This is a genomic window from Hymenobacter terricola (genome assembly GCF_017921975.2).
Taxonomy (GTDB): Bacteria; Bacteroidota; Bacteroidia; order Cytophagales; family Hymenobacteraceae; genus Hymenobacter; species Hymenobacter terricola.
In genome coordinates this window covers 148344-169188 of record NZ_JAGEMO020000004.1, presented here as the reverse complement: position 1 = coordinate 169188, position 20845 = coordinate 148344, and the positions used below count along the sequence as shown (strand labels likewise).

The window sequence follows — 20845 nt, the reverse complement described above, 5'->3', positions numbered from 1 at the left end:
GGAGGGAAGTTTGAAAGGGTTATCAGGCGGCGGGTTGGCGCCGACGGATAAAGAACGGCATGCCGTGCCTTATCCGTCCGGTTACGGCCAGCCTGGCCACTATCAGCCGCCGAACCCGCCGTTACCGCCCTGGGGCACGGCGTCAATCTTCTTGCCTGGCTTGCTGGCCCCGATGTACCAGGTGAAGCCCAGCCAGCCCACGCGGGTTTCGCGCTTGCTGTAGCTTGTGGTTTGCAGCGTAGGCGTGTCGATGATGCGGGTGTATTGGTTGGTGTTCAGCAGGTCCGACACGCGGAGGGTGAGGGCGGCGCGGTCCGAAAACAGGCGCTGGCGCAGGGCCAAATCAACCTGCCCCTGCGCCAATTGCCGGCCCTGGGCCGTGAGCACGCTGGAGGTGATGTTGCCGCTGAGCTGCACGTCCAAAGTAGGCCGCACGGTGAAGTTGTTGGTGAGGCGGGCACTGGCGGCCAGGGCGCTGCGGGCATTGCCGAGGCCGTTGGTAGCAATTGCGCTGCGGTATACCGAGCCGCTGGTGTTGATGCGCCACCACTTGGCCAGGGGCTGGCTCAGGCTGAATTCGGCGCCCAGGTTGGTGGTGCGGCCCGAGTTGCGGTAGGTTTCGCGGGTGATGAGGGCGGTGCCGGCCCCGGCCAGACGGGTAGCCGTGGTGTCCACCTCCCGGATGCGCTGGATGGCGTCGGTGGTGATGCGGGCAAATACCGTGGTGGTGATGGTGGCCTGGCCCAGCGTCAATTGGTGGCCCAGCTCAATGTTGTTGCTGTATTCGGCGTGCAGCGCGGGGTTGCCGAGGCGGTAGCTGCGGGTGTCCTGGTACACCGGCAGCGGCAGCTGCTGCATAAAGTCGGGCCGGTCGAGGCGGCGGGCGTAGCTCAGCTGCAAGCGGTTTTGGCCGGCTTCCTTGCCAAACTCCCGGCTGATGGTGGCCGAAGGAAAGAAGTTCAGGTAGTTCAGGGTGAAAGCACCCTGGCCGCTGCCGCCCAGCACGTTGCCGGTGCCATTGGTATACTCCGAGCGCAGGCCGGCCTGGGCGTTATAGTGCTTGCCGAGGGGCCGCTGCACCGTCACGTAGCCCGCCGATACCACCTGGGTAAAGTCGTACGTGAGCGAGCGCATGGGGTCGGCCAGGTACTCGTCGGGGTGAGTTTCATCGCGCTGCACGCCGAAGCCGTTGCTGCCCCGGTTGCCCTGGCGCTCGCCTTTCAGGCCCATTTCCAGCCGGCCCTTGCCTTCGCCGAAGGGATGCACGTAGTCGATTTGGCCAAACTCGATGTCGGCGTTCACGCCCAGCTGCTGGCGCCAGCCGGCCTGCGCCAGGGAGCCCACCTCGGCCGTCTGCCGCTGAATCACGGGCACCGTGGCATCAATCACCACGCCGCCAAAGCTGCCGGTGAGCTCGCGGCCGGGGTGTTTTTCCCAGGTGCGGCGGTAGTTGCCGTCGTATTCCAGCAGCTTCACGCTCACTTTCAGCTCTTGCAGGCCCAGGATGCGGCTGATGGGGCCGCCGTTGGTTTGCTGGGTCAGGCTTTGCTGCTCGCTTTCGTTTTCCGTCTCGGTGCCGGGCGACACGGCCAGGCTCAGGGTTTGCTCGTGGCCCAGGTCCAGGTCCACGCCGAGGCGCAGGTTGTGGCTGGCGTGCTGTTGCGAGCCCGTGCCGACCTGCGCTGTTTGCACCGTAGAAGTACCGGTTTCGGTGGGCAGCAGGGCGGTTTGCTCGTTGTGGCCGTGGCTGCGGTAGGTCTGGTCGCGGCCGTTGTAGCTCAGCTGCCAGCTGGCCTTGCCCACCTTGCGGTTCAGGCTCAGGCTGCCGTTGTATTTATCGGCCGTGCCCAGCGTGAGGGAGGCCTGCCCGTTGGTGCCGGGCTTGGTGTTTTTCTTGGTAATGAGGTTGATAACCCCGCCGCCGCCCGAAGCGTCGTACTTGGCCGAGGGGTTGGTAATCACCTCCACCTGGGCAATGCGCGAAGCCGGAATCTGGTCGAGGCTCTGGCCGCCGCCGGGGCCGCCGTTGCTCACGCCCGCCGGCTTGCCGTCGATGAGGATGGTAAGGTTGGAGCTGCCGCGCAGGCTCACCGTGCCGTTCACGTCCACGGCCACCGAAGGCACGTTCTGGAGCACGTTCACGGCCGTGCCGCCCACGCTGCCCAGGTCTTTTTCCACGTTAATCACGCGCTTGCCCAGCTCTTCCACCACGGTGGCTTTCTCGCCGGTCACCACCACCTCGCCCAGTTTGGTGGCCGTGGCGGCGGTCATTTTTAAGCTGGAAAATTCCAGCGTCGGGGTGGCTGCCGTCAGCTTGAAGCGGCGACGCAGGGGCTTGTAGTTTAGGTCCTGCACCCGCAGCAAATACGTGCCCAGCGGCAGCGCAGCGGCTTTAAACGTGCCCTGCTCGGTGGTTTGGGCCACGGCCACGAAGGTAGAATCGGCGGCGCGCAGCAGCAGCACGTCGGAGAAGGGCACGGCCTGGCCGGTGCCGGCTTCTACCAAACTGCCGCTTACGCTGCCAGGGCCGCCGGTTTGGGCCGCCGCGCCCAAAGGCAGCAACAGCGCCACCACGGCCAGGCCCCGCAATGCGCGGCCGACGGGGGAAGATGGTGTTGAAATCGTGAACAAAGTTTTCATGGTGCAGAGGTGAAATGTGGAGGGGCGAGGGGCAACTCAGGTCGGGCAGCGGCCGCGGTTCCGCTGCGGAGGAGAGTAGCTCAGTCGCCCAAACCCCGGTGAGTGAGGTGGCGCAGCTGGGTAGCGGGCCGTCTTTGGTACACGCTGACGTCAGCTACTAGGCTAACAACAGAACAAATGTAAAGCAGGTACTTTGTAACGCAAGGTACTGGTTGATTAATTTTCCGTTGAGCAAAGCTTTATAATTTTCGAGTGTCTGATTATCAGTGATAACCAGGGTAAAAAATTATTTTGGCATTTGCCGGTCAGGCGATTTCCAGATGTTTGGGTTCGGGTTGTCAGATGCAGGCCGGGGTATTTCGGTTGCCCAAGCGGCTGGCAGTTCTACTGAAAGACCACCACTTTATCGCGAAATGGCCAAAGTCATTACAATCCCGAACTGAAAATTGGCCAGCCACCCAGCGGCGCAGGTTGTTCGCAACGCTACTTGGTACCACGTACAAAAGCCGCGCAGCAGTGGCAGAGGCCTGGGGCCAGCTGTCACCGCTACGCGGCTTAATGCATTTCTGGTAGCGCGGTTACGATGCGCGCCGGCAGTATCAGGCTACTGTTTTCGCTTGAGAGGGGGCCGTGGTTTGGCTTTAGGCTGTTTCACGGGGTCGGTTACCAGTTGGCCGTTGCGATAGGTTACGGTGCGGTCCACGGCTTTGCCGTCTTCCTTGTAGTAGGTCCAGATGCCGCTTTGGCGGCTGTTGCGGTACAGGCCGCTCACGGCCAGCGTGCCGTCCTCGCGCAGCTCCCGGAAAGTGCCCTGGAGCATGCTGCGCACGTAAGTCGTCTCCTTGCGCACCTTGCCCGAGGGGAAATATTCCTGCCCGACCCCGGCCATAAAGCCGTTCAGATACGGCTGCCGGGTTTGCACCTGCCCGTTCTCGAAGTAGGTGAGGCGCTCGCCCACGATGCGGCCGCTGGGGCCGTAGGTTTCGGACTTGCGCACGGCCTTGCCATCGGGGTAATACTCGCGCCAGGTGCCGGCGGGGCGGTTGTTCTTGTACTGCTCCTCGGCCTGCACCAGCTGGCCAGGGGCATCCTGGTAACGCGTGATTTTGCGGTCGCGGCCGTTGTTGCCGTAGTCGGTGTCCTCGTGCAGGTTGCCGTTTTCGAAGTATTCCAGGCCGTGGCCCGTTGGGATGCCGTTGCGGTAGGTGAGCTTGGTTTTCACCTGGCCGCCTTCGTAATAGCTCGTGGCGGGCCCATCGAGGTTGTTGGTGCCGGTGGGCGGGAGCACGCGCTTGGTGAGGTCGTCGCCGAGCTGGTTCTTGACCGGGCGCTGCACCAGCGAAGCAGGAGAGTAGGTGCTCTCGGTCTGGAGCTTGCCGCTCTGGTAGTAGCTGCGGTAGCGCCCGCGGCCGTTCTTATCGGCCAGCACTTCCACCTCAATCTGGCTGTTCGGGTAATACGTTTTGTAGGGCCCCGACAGCAGCCCGCGCGTGAAGCTGCCCTCGCTCTGCACGACGCCGTTGGGGTAATAAAACTTCACTGCGCCGTTGGGCTGGCCGTTTTCGTAGTTGATTTCGGCCTGCGTCTTGCCATCCGGATACACAGCTTTCAGCGCGCCGTTGGGCTGGCCCTTCACCAGCGTGGTCTTCAGGCGCACCGAGCCGTCGGGGTGGAAATACGTTAACTCTCCATTGGGTTCGTCGTCCACGAAAAAGCCGGCCTGCGCCACCTTGCCGTCGTCGTAATACGTCTTGAACGGCCCTTGCCGAATGCCGTCGCGGTACGTCGCCTCCAGCCGCCGGGTGCCGCTGGGATGAAATTCCACGTAGGCCGAGTCGCGCTTGCCCTGGTTGAAACTCGTTTGCTGCTCCAGCTTGCCGGTGCGATAAAACCGCTTGTACGTGCCCTGGGGCACGGTATCGGCCGCCACCAAAGCCGTGTACACTTCCCGCTTATACACTTTGGTCGAGTCATAATACGATATGAGCCGGCGCAGCCGCTGGCCGTGCGAAGGCAAGGCCAGCAGCAACAGAAAAAAGGGCAACAAATATTTCATAGGCCAAAGAACGCAGGAAATGCTGTTTCCGTGCAGCAGGAGGGCGGGCGCTAAAATTCGGGCCAAAAAAAGCCCCACCGAGGAATCGATGAGGCTTCATTTATCAAAGGCTACGGTCAATTACAGCCGCTCCACCACAATGGCGCTGGCCCCGCCACCGCCGTTGCAAATGCCGCTGACGCCGATTTTGCCGCCCTCGTTCTTCAGCACGTTCAGCAGCGTGGTCACGATGCGCGCCCCGGAAGCGCCCAACGGGTGGCCCAGGCTCACGGCCCCGCCGTACACGTTTACCTTACTGCCTTCCAGGTTCAGCAGCTGGTTGTTCGCCAGGCTCACCACCGAGAAAGCTTCGTTGATTTCGTAAAAGTCCACGTCGGCGGCCGTCTTACCGGCGTTTTTCAGCGCCTTCGGAATAGCCAGCGCGGGCGAAGTCGTGAACCACTCCGGCGCCTGCTCGGCATCGGCAAAGCCCAGGATGCGACCGATGGGCGTGAGGCCCAGGGCGTCGGCCTTCTCGCGGCTCATCAGCAGCACGGCGGCGGCACCGTCGTTCAGGGTCGAGGCGTTGGCCGCCGTCACGGTGCCACCCTCTTTGATGAAGGCGGGTTTCAGGCCGGGCACTTTGGCGAAATCAACCTTCAGGTATTCCTCGTCGTCGTCCATTACCGTGGTTTTGCCGCGGCTCTCGATGGTTACGGGCACGATTTCGTCCTTCTTCTTGCCGGCCTTCGCGGCGGCGGCGCTGCGCGTGTAGCTCTCGATGGCGAAAGCGTCCTGCTGCTCGCGGGTGATGCCCATTTCCTTGGCCGTGTGCTCGGCCGCGTTGCCCATGGCGTAGTCGTGGTAAGGGTCCCAGAGGCCGTCGCGCACGAGGCCGTCAATCATCTGGCCATTGCCGTACTTGGCCCCAAAACGGGCTTTGTCGAGGTAATAGGGCACATTGCTCATGCTCTCCATGCCGCCGGCGAGTATCACGTCGGCCTGCCCCAGCATGATGGCCTGGGCCGCAAACATGATGGCCTTCGAACCCGAAGCGCACACTTTGTTCACCGTCGTGCACTCCACGGTATCCGGCAAGCCGGCTTTTTTGGCGGCCTGCCGGGCGGGGGCCTGGCCCAGGTTGGCCGAAATCACGTTGCCCATAATCACCTGCTCCACTTCCGAGGGGGCCACGCCGGCCTTCTCCAGCGCGCCTTTCAGGGCAATGGCGCCCAGCTCCGTGGCCGACAGCGACGACAATGCCCCGCCAAACGAGCCAATGGGCGTGCGGACGGCCGAGATGATGACAACTTCTTTGGTTTGCATACTGTGGGTATAAAAAGGGTTGGGGGTGGGAGGTTGAATCAGGCCGCAAAAGTACGGATTTAGAACGGGCAGCAGCGTTGTAGCGCGGACATTGTGCGCTCGCGTCCGAACGAAACCCGGCTATGTACTCGCGCGGACTCGCAAAGTCCGCGCTACAATTACCACATCGGCTTGCTGGGGTCCGGCTTCTGGGCGGCGGGCCGCGTGACTTGCTGCAAATACTGCTGCTCCTGTGCCCGCAGCGTTTCCAGGAGCTGGCGGGCCTGGGCGGGGCTGAGGTTCATGGCCTGCAGTCGTTCGCGTTGGGTTTGCAGGCTCAAATCGGCCGGGGTTGCCGCATCGGTGCCGGGGCGGCTGCTCCGGCCGTTGGCGGCCGAGTTTGGGGCGGCGCTGCTGCGGTCCAGCCCGCGCTGGGTGCCGGGCTTCCCGCCACTGCCCACAGACTGTGGTGTACCCGCGCCGGGCGCGCGGCCACCGGTCGCAGCATTGCCGGGCGCGGCGCCGGGCTGCTTATTATTGGGCCGGCCGGCTGGGCTGGGGCGCGGCGCGGGCGGTGTATTTGGCGTAGGAGCGGGCCTCGAATCGTTGATTTCGCCTTTGCGGTCGGTGCCGGCTTTGTCGGCGGGCTTGGGTTTGTTCGCCGCGTTTTTATCCGGCGCCGGCTTGGGGGCCTCCGGTTTCGGTCCCTCGGGCGGCGAGATTCTCGGCGAGGTTGGTCGCCGGGCCACGTAGTCACTCAGCACTTCGTAGTTGTAGCGCGCGCCGCTGTTGCTGGCGTCGAGCAGCAGAGCTTGCCGCAATAGGCTCAGCGCCTGAGCCAGCTGGCCCTGCCGCGCCGCCAGCACAGCCAGCTGCTGGCGGGCCACGCTGCCGAGAGCCGCCGGAGTGCCGGTTAGTAAGCGTCCGTAGGTGTCGTGGGCCGCGCTGAGCTGGCCAGCTTGTGCCTGGGCATGGGCAAGGTTGAGCAGCAGGCGCGAGTCAGGCACCCGTCGGGTTTTGGCGGCTAAAGCCCCGGCAAAAGCAGTAGCTGCTCCAGCCGCGTCGCCACGAGCGTAGGCAGCCGTGCCGGCCGCCACGGCCGCGTTGCGGTGGTGCACCCACGTCAGCAGGCTCCACGCGGGTCCACCCAAGGCCAGTACCAGCAGCAGCGCGAGGTATTTCATGGACGAATGATGGTAATAGTCAGCGCCACGTCCAGCGCCAGCAGGAGCAGGGCGGCGGCCAGCGGGTAGCGGTAGCGGTTGTCGGCCACGGCCACGGTGCGCACCTGTTCGGCGGCACCCTGCATGGTGCGCAAGTCCTGCAGCAGCTGCCCAAACCCGTTTTGCTGGTTATTTAACGCCACGTATTGCCCACCGGTTTGCGCCGCCAGTTGCAGCAAGGGAGCTTCCCGAAGGCGGCTTTGCACAGCCTGCCCGCGGTTATCCAGCAAAAATCCGCCGCCAGCTTTCGGGACTTTAGCGCCTGCCGCCGTGCCCACCCCCACCGTATACACCCGTGTCCCGGTCCGGCCCAGCAACCGCAGGACCGGCTCCAGGTTCTCCCCAAAATCCTCGCCGTCGCTCACCACTACCAGCGCGGTGGCGCGGGGCACCGCCGCCGTGGCTAGGCCAGGGGCCGGATTCAGCCGGCTCAGTACCAGTTCCAGCGGAGTCCGCAACGTGGTGGGGCCCGCCGGCAGCAGCTTGGTTCGCAGCGTGCTGATAAAGACCTGTACGGCCTCCTGGTCATAGGTAAGGGGGCACTGCACCACCGCTTCAGCTCCAAACACCACCAGCCCCAGCCGGTCGGCCGGAAACTGCGCCACCAAGTCTTGTAATTCGGCCTGGGCGCGCAGCAGCCGGGTAGGGGCCACGTCGGGCGCATCCATCGACCGCGACACGTCGACCAGCAGCCACACGTCCTTACCGGCGGTGCGTACCGGCCGCTGGCTCACGCCCAACGACGGCCCCAGCGCCGCTACCAGCAGCGCCGCACCCGCCAGCACCCGCAGCAGCACCTTCCAGCCGCGGTGCCGGGCCCGGCTGCCCAGCGCCCGGCCCAGCCGCCCGCCGCGTCGCCACTGCCGAATGAGCAGCAGCAGGCCCACAGCCACGACCAGCCCCACGGCCAGAAAATCAGGAGTTGCCCAGGTTAGCAAGTGCGGAACACATAAAAAGCGAAAGGCAAAGGTGCCACCCAGCAGGCAGTTGCCGGTTTTTTTTCGCGCTCAAAGATAAATTTTTCGGCTTTGGTGCGGGCGTTTGAGTTCGGCCCGTATATTTGCACCCGCTTCGGACGGAAGCGAAACCAACCTGGAGAGGTGGGTGAGTGGCTGAAACCAGTAGTTTGCTAAACTGCCGTAGCTCTAAAGGTTACCGGGGGTTCGAATCCCCCCCTCTCCACTATAATGTTGGGTTGCGAAAGCTTCCCGTTGGGGCTCCACCCACCAGGTAGCCATCTACACTCAACATTATTTTTTTTCGGGGTGTAGCGTAGCCCGGTATCGCGCCTGGTTTGGGACCAGGAGGTCGTAGGTTCGAATCCTGCCACCCCGACATTTGTTTGCCCCGTTTCGACCCCGTAGCTCAGTTGGATAGAGCAACTACCTTCTAAGTAGTCGGTCTTTGGTTCGAATCCAAACGGGGCCACACCGTCATAAAAGGGCCGTTTCCCAGAAGGAAACGGCCTTTTTGATTTTATAGCCTGCCTGGTCAGGCCAATGGTAACTGAAGAGCCGGCTATTGCAGCAGCAGACGGTAGACCACGGGTGCTTGTGCCGACACTTTTACGGTCAGCGAGTACATTCCCGGCTTCAACCCCGCCAGCGACAAGGTTGGGTACTGGGGGCTCACCACAAAAGAGCGCACCACTTGCCCAACGGCAGAGCGCAGGCACGCCGCAACGGGTGCCGTTGGGGCCGCTCCAAGGGGCCAGGCCATGTGCAGCAATCGGTCTTCCGGAACCGGATTGGGCCAGATGGCCTGGTTTTCCGGGTGCGCGGCTGCGGTTGCCGTTGCGAGCGTGACCTGAAATACCGGCGCCCGGCCGTTGCTGCCCGCGGCGGTGCTCACGGCCACCCGGCCAGAGGTAGCGCCCACGGGTACAGTAGCCACCAGCGTAGTCGGGGACTGCACCGAATAGGCCGTGGCCGGCACCCCATTGAACGAAACGCCGGTTACCCCCACAAACCGGGCGCCGGTGATGGTGACCTGCTGGCCGGGGGCGCCGCTGCCGGGCACAATGCCTCCCACCAACGGCAGGTAGGGCGATGAGGCCAGCCGCGCCAAAAAGCCCGTCACGCCGGGTACGTTGCCGGGCAGGTTGAGGCTGCTAAAACCGACGTTGATGCTACGGCCTGCTCCAAGTACCCAGGCAATACCGCTGGGGTCGAGGGCCACGGCGTAGCCGCGGTCATCGCCACTGCCTTGGGTTTGCTGCGCCCACTGCCAGGTTCCGGCCGCGTCAATTTTAGCTACGAAGGCATCGTAGTTGTAGCCGCCGTTGGGGTTGGAAAGGGTGGCGGCCCCAAAATGAGACGCCACACTATCGAAATAGCCGGTTACGTAGGCATTGCCAGCGGCGTCGATGGCCATGCCGGAGGGAAGCTCGAAGGCGGTGCCGCCGGCACTGCTGGCCCATAGCACGGCTCCGGTGGGGGCAAGTTTGGCCACGTACACCTCGTAGGCCCCATTGGTGTTGGCGGGCTGCAGCCAGCTTGCGGCGTCCATCTGGCCCTGAAAGCTACCGTACACGTACACCTCGCCGGCACTGTTCAGGCCAATTTCGGCGCCGTCGTCATACGAGCCCCCGCCGATGCGATGGGCCCACTGCCACTGGCCGCTGGCGTCTACTTTGGCCACGAAAGCATCGGTGGTAAAGAAATTGGCGCTGGTGAGCGTACTGGTGCCAAAGTCCACGGTAGGGCTGGTGTACGAGCCCGTGATGTAGGTTTCGCCTTGGGCATTCACGGCAATGGCGGCCGCGCCATCGCCATCCCGGCCATAGGTGGTGACACTCTGGGCCGCCCACGCCCAGGTGCCGCCCGGGGTTAGCTTGGCCACGAAAACATCGCCGGCATAGTACCTCGATTGGGTATTGGTGAGCGTGGTAGTGCCGAAGATGACCGTGCCGGGCGCAAAAGCTCCCGTTACGTAAATGTTGCCCGCGCTGTCCAGGTCCAGGGCGCCGGCATCGATTACGCTGGTGCCCTCGGCTTGCCAGGCACCGAGGTAGGTGCCGTTGGGCGCGAGCTTCACCACAAATAAGGTGGCGTGGGTGCCACTGCCGGTCAGCCGGAAGGGGCCGAAATCGATGCTGGCGGTGAGGTAGCTGCCCACCAGGTACACATTGCCGGCCGCATCTACGGCCACCGTGCGCGCAGGATTCGTAAGGGGCCGGCCGCCTATTTCTATGACCCAGAGGTAGGTGCCGCTGGCATCCAGCTTGGCCAGAAACCGTCGCTGGGTGACCGAAGGAGTGCTGGTGCCCAGCGTGAAGCTTCCAAACTGGGCACTGCCGCTGAAGTAGCCCGTCACGTAGGTGTTGCCCCAGTTGTCGATGACCAGGCCAGTGGGCTCAGAGGTAGGAAAGGGCCCCAGCAATTGGTTGGCTACGGGCACCACCTGGTCAAATGCCGGGGCGGCCGTTTGGGCCTGGGTTTGAAAAGACGGAAGCCAAGCCAGGAGCAGCCAGCAGCTCAGACGATAATACGCGCGTAACCAAGGAAGCATGGGCCGAAAGAAAGCCGGAAGGTAAGGCCTAGGCGTTGCTTCGAAAAGCCCTTGTGGCGGCCATCTGCTGCAAGCGCTACCGGGTGTTGCGCACGGGCGCCGGCAGGTCCTGCCGAATCTGCTGCAGGTGCATTTCGTTGCTGCGGAATACGCTCAGCTCGGGCGCAGCGGCCAGCAGGGCCGTTTTGGCGGCGCCGGGGCCGAGGATGCGGGCCAGCGTGGCTTTCACGGTTAGCTCGTCGTCGTCGAAATCGCCATGGTGGCGGCTGGCCGATTGTTCCGTGGCCGGCGTGCGGCTGTCGATGTTGGGGGCCAGCACCAGTTCCAGCAGCTTGTCCTGAATGAGCTTGACCACGGCCAGGTCGGCAAACTTGCTGGCGGCCGAAACAAATTTCTCCATGCCCAGCAGCGGCGTGGCGCGGTCGTGCGGGAAGGCCTGGCGCACGGCTGCATCCTCAAACGCATTCGACACCAGGTAGAGCAGCGACTTGTGGTAGATATTGGCGCAATTGTCGTCCTGCTCCACGCCGTCGTGCAGGGCAAACACCGCCGCCCGCGCTATGCTGCCCGCCCGAATGGCCGGCGCGTAGGTTTCCAGAAACAGCTCGGTGGTAATGGCCGGGGCCCAGAAAGTGCAACTGGCCACCTGGCGCCCAAAGCCCTGCTGGCCCGCCATCGGCCCGCTCGGTATGCGCCCCACGGTGGTGAGCAGCTGCGCCAACGGCCCCAGCATGATGGAGCCCGCGCTGTGGCTCACGAGGTGCAGCTCCACATCCTCGCCGAGCTGATGCAGCAAATCCATCAGGTAGCCCAGGGTCACGCGCAGGCCGCCCTGCGGGCTTTCGGTGGCCAGGCGGGCGTTTTCTTTCATTTCCTGCCACAGCAGGCGGCCGCCCACGCTGCGGGCCACCGGCTCCAGAAAATCGTCGAGTCGGTCGAGCACGAAATCCAGGGCGCCCCCCAGAAAGCCTTCGGGCCGGCGGCGGCGCTGGGCGTCCTGCAGCAGGTTGGTGATGGTGGTCCAGAAGTCGCTGCGCCAGATAATGGCCAACGGGTACACTTCGTTTTTCAGCAATTCGGCCCGGTATTCGGCCACGCGCTGCAAGGCGTCGTCCTCGCTCACCAGCCCGCCGTGGGCGTAAATCAGCAGCCGCTTGCGCGGCCAGTCTTTGGTGATTTTTGGAAATTCTTCCAGTAGCAGGTGGCGCACTTCTTCCTCGTCGTTGCCAAAAGTGCCGGTGGGCCGCAGCGCCCCGTCGTTGCCGATGCTGATAATGTGGGGGCGCAGGTCGGCAAAGCTGTAGGCGTTGGCCCGCACGGCCCCGCTCCAGCGGGCGGCTGCCACACCCTGCGCCGTGCGCAGCTGCACGGGCACGCCCAGGCGCACCACCCACACGTCGGTGGCATTGGCCAGCCAGTCATCATAGGTGAGGTGGGCAAAGCCCTGGTGGCCCCACGTCGGGCCCCAGGAATTTTGCAGCCAGAAGCCCCGCTCGTCGTAGCCCACAATCGCGAAGGCATGGCCGCCCAGGCGCGTGTCGCCCATCTCAATCCGGCCGGTGGCGTCCACGTTCTGCCAGCCCTCGTGCACGATGCCCGTGGCGTAGAGCACGCCCACTTCGGCCAGGGCATTGTGCATGCTCACTAAGTCTTTGTGGTTCACGCGGAAGTACGCTCCCAGCGGGCAGCGGCCGGCGGCCTGCGCCAGCTCGCCGGTCAGGCGGTGGTTATCCGTGCCGTCGCTGGACCAATCCTTTTCGGAGCAGACGCCGTGCTTGTGCCAGCCCTTAATGGCGCCGCGAGCGCTGGAACCCTCGTAGGCTTCGCCTTCCCATTCGTCGTAGCGGCGGGCCATGGTATAGAGCATGTGCGCCGATACGGGCTCACAGGGCTGAATGCGCTGCCCCAATAGATAGTTGGCCACCGTGGCCAGCGCGAAGCCCGTGCAGGCGCCTTCCTGGCCCTGGTCCAGCACCGGCACGCCGTACTGCCTGGCCAGCTTCTGGAACTGACCCAGTGGCCGGGTGGCGGGCACCTCCCGCAGGGTGGGCACAAACAGCGTGTCGCGAAAGTCCAGCGTGTCGGGCCGGGCATTCAGCACGTAGCTTTTGGAGGTGCCGGCGGATTTTGGGCGGCCCGCCGGGGCGGCCACGCTGATGCGCTGGGCACTGCGCACGGTGTCGCGGCTGGTGCCTTCGGCGTCCAGCGCAAACAGCTGGTCGGTGGGCGCCGGCGCTTTTGCCATGGCGGGCGTAGTGTCAGCATCGGACGCCACGGCGGGTTTGGCTCCGGCCCTGGTGCGGCCTTTGGACGCGGCCAGCGGTGCCATGGCGGCGGCAAGAGCTGCCAAAGCGGGCAGCGCGTCCAGCTCCGTTTGCACAAGCTTGAGGAAGCCCTTAATCGTGTCCTGGTCGTCGAGCAGCAGGTGCGGACATTGCTTGCCCGACCAATGCTTGTGCGGCACCACGTGCGAAATGGCCAGCCCCAGCCGCCGCAGCAGCGCGCCCACCAGCAGGGCCGCCCGCTTATTGGCGGCCGGCTGGTCGATGCCCGCGTTTTCACAAATCTCAATGCCGATGCTGCTGGCATTGCCCAGGCCGGTGCCGGCGTGCATGCCCTGCTCGTGCAGCGGCAGGCTTTGCACGCACTGCTGGTCGTCCACGCTGAAGTGCCAGGACACCAGTCGCTGCTGGGCCTCCGCGCCCTTCATGTAGCGGGCGTGCATCAGCGCGTCAGCTCCGCGGTCAGCATTGGCCGTGTTATGAATGGTGATGAACGTGGGCGCGAGGGGCCGGCCCGACCGGTTGCGGGCGCCTACGTTGATAAAATCTACCTTGAGATTGAGCCGCGCGGGCAGGGTGGGAGTGGGCGCCATGCGTTGGGGTGGGGTGGAAAATGTGCCCTGGCCCTCTGGCAGCAGCGAAAGCGGAGCTTAAGGTCTTGCTACAGTCAAATAATCAGCTCGGTCCACAGGCGCTTGTCAACTAATTGTCAACAGCCAAAACTACCCGTGTCCATTGCGCTCCGCATCAGTGCCACCACTGAATTGCTTGTTCCAGAACAAGGCACAGGCGCCGAAACCTTACTCCCTACATGCTCAAGCAACTGCTGGTCCCACCTCAAACCTGGCGCGCCCGAACAACCTCAAAACAAACACCATTTCCGTTCTTTAATGACACAACTCGCTAATAAATGATTGATTGTTAGATAGTTGGGTTGCGGGAACGGCATGTCCAAATAGCTCAACCATAACCTGCAATGCAACCTATCGTACTAAATGGCTACCTCATTTCCAAAGCAAGCTCACTCAGCCTTGCTAAGCGCCCGGAGGCAAGGCGACTGGCACTCCAAACTATGCCGGAAGCCCCGTCTGGTTAAGCTTTCTACTGTCTGCACTGTCCGAAGTGCCAGACAGTAAAGCGGCGTTGAATTTGTGAAAAAACGGCAGGAGTTCTTACCTTGGGCTCGCAAAAGCGGATTTTTGATTCCAATGTTGTATCGCCCTCTATCTTTCCTACTGCCCCAACTCCCCTTTTTTAATTTTTTCCTCCACCCCAATTTCAGCGTTAACTCTTTGTTGCCATGAAAAAATCATTACTCTTCTTGGGTCTGCTAGGTTTGGCCTGCAACGCCCACGCGCAAACCCCCTGGACCCTGGTTAACTCTCCTACGACCAACGTCTTTGGCGCTTACAGCGTGACCGACATCAACACCATGACGGCCAACTCGGCGTGGATTCTTACCACGGAAACCCCCCCCACCGGCAGCACCACGGCCACCATTCCCGGCACGTACATGGTGACCAACAATGCGGCGGGCGACCAATTCAATTTCGGCGGCATCACGGTGACCGGCAACGCGACGGTGGGCAACATTGCCGGCACCTCGAACTTAATTGCCGTAGCCGCAGCGTACCCGGGCGCTACTTACAGCGGTGCTACCACCTACGGCGGTGAAATCGTGAAAACCATCGACGGTGGCAACTCCTGGACTAATAAGACCGTCGGGAAATTTGTTAGCGGCTTCTGCAACTGGGTGTACATGTTCAACGCCACCACCGGCGTATCCCTGGGCGACCCCACCGGCGGGGCTTTCGAAATGCTGCGCACCACCGACGGCGGCGAAAACTGGACCCGCCTCACTTCGGGCGTTCCGGCCCCGCTCAATGCCCAGGAATACGGCAATGCCGGGTCATTCTTCGGTTCGAAGTCGGCTCCGGGCACCATGTGGACCGGCTTGGCCTCGGCAAACGGTGCCGCTCAGGTTCGGGTGCTCAAAACCACTGACTTCGGGGTGACCTGGACGGCCTCCGCGCTGATTCCGAACATTGTGGGCGCAGTGAGCCAGCTGGCATTCAAGAGCAACAACCTCGACGGCATTGCTTACGGCTACACGGTTGTGGCCGGTGCCATCACGGCGCTGAATGTAGCCCGTACCGCCGATGGCGGCGCTACCTGGACGGCAATTACCCCGGCTAGCTCGCCTACCGGCAACTTCTTCCGGTACGGTATCGACGCAGTCAATGGCCTGTACTATAGTGTTGGTGCCCGCTATCCGCTGACCACTCCCACTGCGTTGGCCACCGATTACGGCTCTTCCTACAGCTCCGATGGGGTTACTTGGACGAACATGACCACTTACTCGAACACTGTTGCGACCAACCCCGGCTATTTCTTCGCCCTCGACCTGATTCAGGGTGCCACCGCCAACAGCACCGTGGGCTATGGCGGCTTGCTGACCGATGCCAACGGCGTGGGCGGAGTATTCAAGTTCTCGCGCACTATTACGTCCACCCGCGACGCCGCTCTCCAAAGCGCGCTGAACGTTTATCCCAACCCCAGCGCCTCGGGCGTATTCAAAGTCGACCTGGGCTCGACGGTGAAAGCCGGTTCCAAACTTACCGTAGTTGACGCCCTGGGCCGTCAGGTAGCCGCCCAAACGCTGAGCGCCACGGCCATCGGTTCCCAAACCATCAACCTGGACCTCAGCGCTGAGAAAACGGGCATTTATACCCTGCAGGTTCGTTCGGACGCGGGCATTGCCACCCAGAAAATTGTGATTGACTAACTACGTTTTACGTGGGTAGTAAAAAGGCCTTTCCCCTCGGGGAAAGGCTTTTTTTTGTGGCTGATTTTCTGCGACTTCGCAGCTGGGTTTTTCAACTGGCACCAGTGGGTGGGAAATGAAAAAATTCGAGGGTAAAAGCCGCGAAAATTCCTTAAAATGGGATTAAATATGTACTTTTGAGTGTTCAGTACCTAGCGGCCCGATGGGCTGTTTTATGACCTGATTTAACCCCGCCCACATGAGCGAAACGAAAGAGAAAATCCCCCAGTCAGACTATTCCGCCGACAGCATTCAAGTACTCGAAGGATTGGAGGCCGTGCGCAAACGGCCCAGCATGTACATCGGCGACACCGGAATGAAAGGCCTGCACCACTTGGTGTGGGAAGTAGTCGATAACTCCATCGACGAAGCCCTCGCCGGGCACTGCGACCTGATTAACGTTACCATCAACGAAAACAACTCCGTCACCGTCCGCGACAACGGCCGCGGCATTCCGGTGGACTGGCACGCCAAGGAGGGCAAATCGGCCCTGGAAGTGGTGATGACGGTGCTGCACGCCGGTGGCAAGTTCGATAAAGGCTCCTACAAAGTATCCGGCGGCCTGCACGGCGTGGGCGTGAGCTGCGTGAACGCGCTCAGCACCGACCTGAAGGTGACCGTGCGCCGCAACGGCCACAAGTACGAACAGGAATACAAAATCGGCTTCCCGCAATACGACGTTAAGGAAGTGGGCGATACCGACGAGCACGGCACGGAAGTGCAGTTCCTGCCCGACGCCACCATTTTCACGGAAACCGAGTACCGCTATGACACGGTGGCTTCGCGCCTGCGCGACCTGTCCTACCTCAACAAAGGCATTCGCATCACCCTCGTTGACCTGCGCGAGAAGCTGGCCGATGGCCAGTATCGGGGCGAAGAATTCTTCTCGACCGGCGGCCTGCGCGATTTCGTACAGTACCTCGACGGCGACATGCGGCCTTCGCTGCTTTCCGAGCCCATTTACGTGGAGAGCGAGAAGGGTGGCACGCCGGTAGAAGTGGCCCTGCAGTACAATACCTCGTACCAGGAAAACGTCTATTCCTACGTCAACAACATCAATACCATTGAGGGCGGCACGCACGTTGCGGGCTTCCGCTCGGCGGTGACGCGGGTGCTCAAAACCTACGGCGACAAGAACAAGCTGTTCGAAAAAGCCAAAGTGGAGATTACCGGTGATGACTTCCGCGAGGGCCTCACGGCCGTTATCTCGGTGAAAGTGCAGGAGCCCCAGTTCGAAGGCCAGACCAAAACCAAGCTCGGTAACTCCGAGGTGAGCGGCGCGGTGAACTCGGTGGTGGGCGAAATCCTGACCCAATATCTGGACGAGAATCCCAACCAGGCCAACCGCATCATGGAAAAGGTGATTCTGGCCGCCAAGGCCCGCATCGCCGCCCGCAAGGCCAAAGACATGGTGCAGCGCAAGGGCGTGCTCTCGTCGAACAGCCTGCCGGGCAAGCTGGCCGACTGCTCGGAGTCGGACCCCGAAATCTGCGAGCTGTACCTCGTCGAAGGAGACTCGGCTGGTGGCACGGCCAAGCAGGGGCGCAACCGGGCGTTTCAGGCCATTTTGCCATTGCGCGGTAAAATCCTGAACGTGGAGAAAGCGCAGGAGCACCGCATTCTGGAGAACGAGGAAATCAAGAACATGATTACCGCGCTGGGCGTGAGTTTCAACGAGCGCAAGTCGTTGGCCTTCACCACCGAGGACGACGGCACCGAATCGGGCCCGCTGAACTTCACCAAGCTGCGCTACCACAAGGTCATCATCATGACCGACGCCGACATCGACGGCTCGCACATCCGGACGCTGATTCTGACGTTCTTCTTCCGCTACATGCGCGAGCTGGTGGACCGGGGCATCATTTACATTGCCCTGCCGCCGCTCTACCTCGTGAAGCGCGGCAAAGAAGAGCGCTACTGCTGGACCGAAGAGGAGCGCCAGCAGGCCCAGGAAGACCTCGGCCGGGGCAAGCCCGAAACCGTGAACGTGCAGCGCTACAAGGGCCTTGGCGAGATGAACGCCGAACAGCTCTGGACCACTACCATGCAGCCCATGACCCGCACCCTGAAGCAGGTAACGGTAGAATCGGCCTCGGAGGCCGACCACCTGTTCTCCATGCTGATGGGCGACGAAGTAGCCCCGCGACGGGATTTCATCGAGCGAAATGCCAAATACGCCAAACTGGACGTATAATTATAGCTCTACTGAAAAGGCCCGCTGCAAAGCGGGCCTTTTCTTTTCCTGCTTTTTACCTGAACTGATGCGACAGCTTATTTCCTCGGGTGCCCCTTGGGAGCCCATTGTGGGCTACTCCCGCGCCGTGCGCGTGGGCAACGTGGTGGAAGTGGCCGGTACCACGGCCCAGGACGGGGACGTGGTGACCGGCACCGATGTTTATACCCAAACGCAGCGGGTGCTGGAGAAAATTGGTGAGGCGCTGAACGCCGCCGGAGCTTCGTTTGCCGACGTGGTGCGGACGCGCATGTTCGTGACCGACATTTCGCAATGGGAAGCGGTGGGCCGGGCGCATGGCGAAGTGTTTGGTGAAATCCGGCCAGCCACCTCCATGGTAGAAATTAAGGCCTTGATTGATGCCAGGTTGTTGGTGGAAATCGAGGCCACGGCCATTATCGCGGAGTAGCGTATTTAGGCTTGTGCCGCGGCATAGTGCTGCTTCCGCAGCCAGTCGCGCAGGGCGGGCGGGGCCAGTACCTCCACTTCTGGGCCGTAGCTAAGCAGTTCCATGCGCAGGTCGTGGGTGTCGTACACGGTGAGGCGCAGGTGGATTTCCTGGTCGGTGGTCAGCAGCACTTCCTGCGAGGCGTGCAAAGGGTAACTCAGCGCGTAGCGGCCCTGTACCAGGGTGAAGCGGAGCCGGATTTGCTCGGGCAGTTGCCCATCGATGGGGCGGATGATGCCGAAAGCATGGGCGAAGTAAGTAGCAGGATTGAAATCGGCCGAGGGGGTGAAATACCGGCCGGTGGGCGTGAGGTCCTGAATGCGGTCGAGGCCGAAGCAGGCCAGCCGGTTGCTGCCTTCCATCTCGGCCAGCACGTACCAGCGGCCCCGAAACTCGCGCAGCAGCAGCGGCCCGACGGTGCGGCGTTGCGGGTGCGCGTGCCAGTGTTTCAGGTACTCAAACTCGACTACTTCGCCAGCTTGGGCGGCCCGCATCAGGGGCCGCAGGTGCTCCAGGCCCAACGGCCGGCGCGGCTCCGTTTGCACAAATGGCCCGAGGGCCTTCGGTAACTGGAAAAACGCGTGCAGCTCAACCGATTCGAGGAGCCGCTGCTGGTCGGGCAGCAGCAGCTCCTGTTCGGCCAGGTAGTAGCCTTGGTTGCGCTTCGCCTTGATGGTGAAGCCGAAGGTTTCGGCAATCAGCGGCAGGTCGCGCTGAAAGGTGCGCTCGGAGTAGCCCTCGTGGAGGTCACCGGCCGGACTTAGCTCCAGAATGAAGCGCTGGATGGCGGCGAAAGGCACCGGCTGCCCCGCCCGCTGGAGGTAGCAGAGGACCTCGCGTTGGCGGACGTGGGCGGGGTGGGTGGGCATGGGGAAAGCTGTTCTATCTGCATTGAGCAAATAAAAACGTCATTGAGTTAATAAGTATTAGGTAGTTGAAGGTCAATTTGGTCGAGAATTGCGGTGAAATAGTGATTGATATCGTTACGCCATAAATAACCGGGATGGTAAGTGCGTAAAGCAATCACAATATTTGGTAAAGACAAACTGGCTAATTGCCGCGACGAGAAATTGTCATTGACTTGGTTAAAACTTGTCTGCCCAAAGATTTCCTCAATCACTGAATCGTAACGCGGGCCGGTCAAAAATAGCGCTAAGGTTGGTTTCAAAATAGCTATTTCCTCTTGAATTACGGAGAAATGCTCTCGTTCAACCTCATGAATATCGTCTGGTGGAAATCCTATTCCTTCGTCTTTACCAATCTTAGCAATGTTGTTCCAGACTAGGTAAATTGATTTACCAGGGTATTTGGATTTTAAAAGCTCAAAAAATCGCAAGACACCATTCCAAAAGTGTCCATGATAAGACAAGTATTGTCCTTCATTAAAAAATTCATCATAATACCCAATTATTGCATCCATGTCGCCATGGAAGCTTTCGTACCAACGGTTGGTTTCCTGACCAAAAATCATGAGCTTAATGTCAGCTTGCTCATATGCATTTTCATCATCAATTTTGATTAATAAAGGAGAAGCTGGAGTTGCCTCCCGATTATCATCTTGTAAAATTGACTTCATGCCCGAAACTAAATTTTGCCATTTAGATGCGTAGAGTGCGTGAAGCTTTTCGTTTATGGTGTTCATGTATTTATGTAATAAAAAGGTTAAATGCTGCGCAAATTATGCGAGAATACTTAACTGATGTTACTCCGTGAGCGGCGGTAGCTGGGCCAGTGCCGATTCGGTAGGAATCAACACCGGGTATTTACCCTAGTCGTCGTCTTGCTTTGGAGCGATGACACCGGCTTGTGCAGTGGATTAGAAAGTGTTTACTGTGGTTGTAGCCAAGCTTCAGCTTCCGCTGCAATAGGCTAGAACTTGCCTGCTGAAGGCGTACGCAGAGAGAAGCCGCCGCCGCAAAAGCAGAGGTGTGTGAATTGACAAAATTGGCAGATGTGTCCATATTTGAAAAATATCCGAATCTATGAAATGAGTGGCGAAAGATAGACAAAGCTTAGGTTGGTTTTTTTTGCACTGCTTCCAACATCCCTTGCCGCACCCACCAAGCCAACCAATCTGTAAGTTTTTCCGTCCGTTCGCCGTGGCGTACGATGCATGCAATTGCCGCCGCGTGACCAGCCGTTACCAACTCTGCTAAACTCAGCCCTTGGTTCTGGTACTGCGAGGCTAGCGAAATAATAAAGCGAAAATTAGGCGCGAGATATTCTGTGTATAGCTCCGTCGGGCAGCCAACCGGCAGCGGCTGTTGCTCAAGCCACCGCAGCGCCTCGGCGGCTTCGGCTTGTTGGGCGGGGGTAGGGGTTTTGGTGATGTTGAGTTGGCGCAT

14 protein-coding genes and 3 tRNA genes are annotated in these 20845 nt (G+C 61.3%); 6 read left to right on the top strand and 11 right to left on the bottom strand.

Annotation, left to right across the window (positions count from 1 at the left end; all coding sequences use genetic code 11):
• Nucleotides 1-102 precede the first annotated feature (102 nt).
• The 5 genes from J4G38_RS05805 to J4G38_RS05785 all read right to left on the bottom strand — a co-directional run bounded on the left by J4G38_RS05805 (nt 103) and on the right by J4G38_RS05785 (nt 8141).
• Nucleotides 103-2640: a TonB-dependent receptor domain-containing protein gene (locus tag J4G38_RS05805; protein ID WP_210516088.1), complete on the bottom strand. Its 2538-nt coding sequence runs from the start codon at nt 2638-2640 to the stop codon at nt 103-105.
• Between the two features lie 604 nt (nt 2641-3244).
• Nucleotides 3245-4696, bottom strand: a complete 1452-nt coding sequence (locus J4G38_RS05800) for a toxin-antitoxin system YwqK family antitoxin (RefSeq protein WP_210516090.1) — start codon at nt 4694-4696, stop codon at nt 3245-3247.
• A 120-nt stretch (nt 4697-4816) separates the two neighbouring features.
• Nucleotides 4817-6001 (bottom strand): acetyl-CoA C-acyltransferase, encoded by a 1185-nt coding sequence (locus tag J4G38_RS05795; protein ID WP_210516092.1) that lies wholly within the window; start codon nt 5999-6001, stop codon nt 4817-4819.
• A 158-nt stretch (nt 6002-6159) separates the two neighbouring features.
• Entirely contained in the window at nt 6160-7164 is a 1005-nt protein-coding gene (locus J4G38_RS05790) for a hypothetical protein (protein WP_210516094.1), read from the bottom strand.
• Nucleotides 7161-8141 (bottom strand): VWA domain-containing protein, encoded by a 981-nt coding sequence (locus J4G38_RS05785; RefSeq protein ID WP_210516096.1) that lies wholly within the window; start codon nt 8139-8141, stop codon nt 7161-7163. The genes J4G38_RS05790 and J4G38_RS05785 overlap by 4 nt, the downstream gene beginning before the upstream one ends.
• 156 nt (nt 8142-8297) lie before the next feature.
• Here J4G38_RS05785 and J4G38_RS05780 point away from each other — a divergent pair.
• The 3 genes from J4G38_RS05780 (at nt 8298) to J4G38_RS05770 (ending at nt 8631) form a co-directional block, all read left to right on the top strand.
• Nucleotides 8298-8385, top strand: a tRNA-Ser gene (locus J4G38_RS05780).
• 79 nt (nt 8386-8464) lie between these two features.
• Nucleotides 8465-8538 (top strand) — tRNA-Pro (locus J4G38_RS05775).
• Between the two features lie 19 nt (nt 8539-8557).
• Nucleotides 8558-8631 (top strand) — tRNA-Arg (locus J4G38_RS05770).
• Nucleotides 8632-8721: 90 nt separating this feature from the next.
• On the opposite strand, the gene J4G38_RS05765 is transcribed toward J4G38_RS05770, so the two are convergent.
• Both J4G38_RS05765 and J4G38_RS05760 read right to left on the bottom strand, forming a co-directional pair.
• A complete protein-coding gene (locus J4G38_RS05765) occupies nt 8722-10713 on the bottom strand; it encodes an IPT/TIG domain-containing protein (RefSeq protein ID WP_210516098.1) in 1992 nt (663 codons plus the stop codon).
• A gap of 76 nt (nt 10714-10789) precedes the next feature.
• Nucleotides 10790-13588, bottom strand: coding sequence for an N-acetylmuramoyl-L-alanine amidase (locus J4G38_RS05760; RefSeq protein WP_210516100.1), 2799 nt, complete (start codon nt 13586-13588; stop codon nt 10790-10792).
• Nucleotides 13589-14295: 707 nt separating this feature from the next.
• Between J4G38_RS05760 and J4G38_RS05755 the strand changes: the two genes are divergently transcribed.
• From J4G38_RS05755 to J4G38_RS05745, 3 genes are all read left to right on the top strand, one after another.
• Nucleotides 14296-15780 (top strand): T9SS type A sorting domain-containing protein, encoded by a 1485-nt coding sequence (locus tag J4G38_RS05755; RefSeq protein WP_210516103.1) that lies wholly within the window; start codon nt 14296-14298, stop codon nt 15778-15780.
• A gap of 238 nt (nt 15781-16018) precedes the next feature.
• Complete coding sequence (gene gyrB, locus J4G38_RS05750; RefSeq protein WP_210516105.1) at nt 16019-18013, top strand: DNA topoisomerase (ATP-hydrolyzing) subunit B; 1995 nt, start codon at nt 16019-16021, stop codon at nt 18011-18013.
• 67 nt (nt 18014-18080) lie between these two features.
• The gene (locus tag J4G38_RS05745) at nt 18081-18461 is read left to right on the top strand and encodes a RidA family protein (protein ID WP_394371009.1); all 381 of its coding nucleotides are present in this window, start codon (nt 18081-18083) and stop codon (nt 18459-18461) included.
• 5 nt (nt 18462-18466) lie between these two features.
• Here J4G38_RS05745 and J4G38_RS05740 read toward each other — a convergent pair whose 3' ends face one another.
• The 4 genes from J4G38_RS05740 to J4G38_RS05725 form a co-directional block, all read right to left on the bottom strand.
• On the bottom strand, nt 18467-19369 hold the full coding sequence (locus tag J4G38_RS05740) for a helix-turn-helix transcriptional regulator (RefSeq protein WP_210516107.1): 903 nt from the start codon (nt 19367-19369) through the stop codon (nt 18467-18469).
• Nucleotides 19370-19416: 47 nt separating this feature from the next.
• Nucleotides 19417-20142 (bottom strand): hypothetical protein, encoded by a 726-nt coding sequence (locus tag J4G38_RS05735; RefSeq protein ID WP_210516109.1) that lies wholly within the window; start codon nt 20140-20142, stop codon nt 19417-19419.
• Between the two features lie 121 nt (nt 20143-20263).
• Nucleotides 20264-20461, bottom strand: coding sequence for a DNA translocase FtsK (locus J4G38_RS29125; RefSeq protein ID WP_210516111.1), 198 nt, complete (start codon nt 20459-20461; stop codon nt 20264-20266).
• A 51-nt stretch (nt 20462-20512) separates the two neighbouring features.
• Nucleotides 20513-20845 carry a sigma factor gene (locus J4G38_RS05725; RefSeq protein ID WP_210516113.1) on the bottom strand — a complete coding sequence of 111 codons (333 nt, stop codon included), beginning with the start codon at nt 20843-20845 and terminating at the stop codon, nt 20513-20515.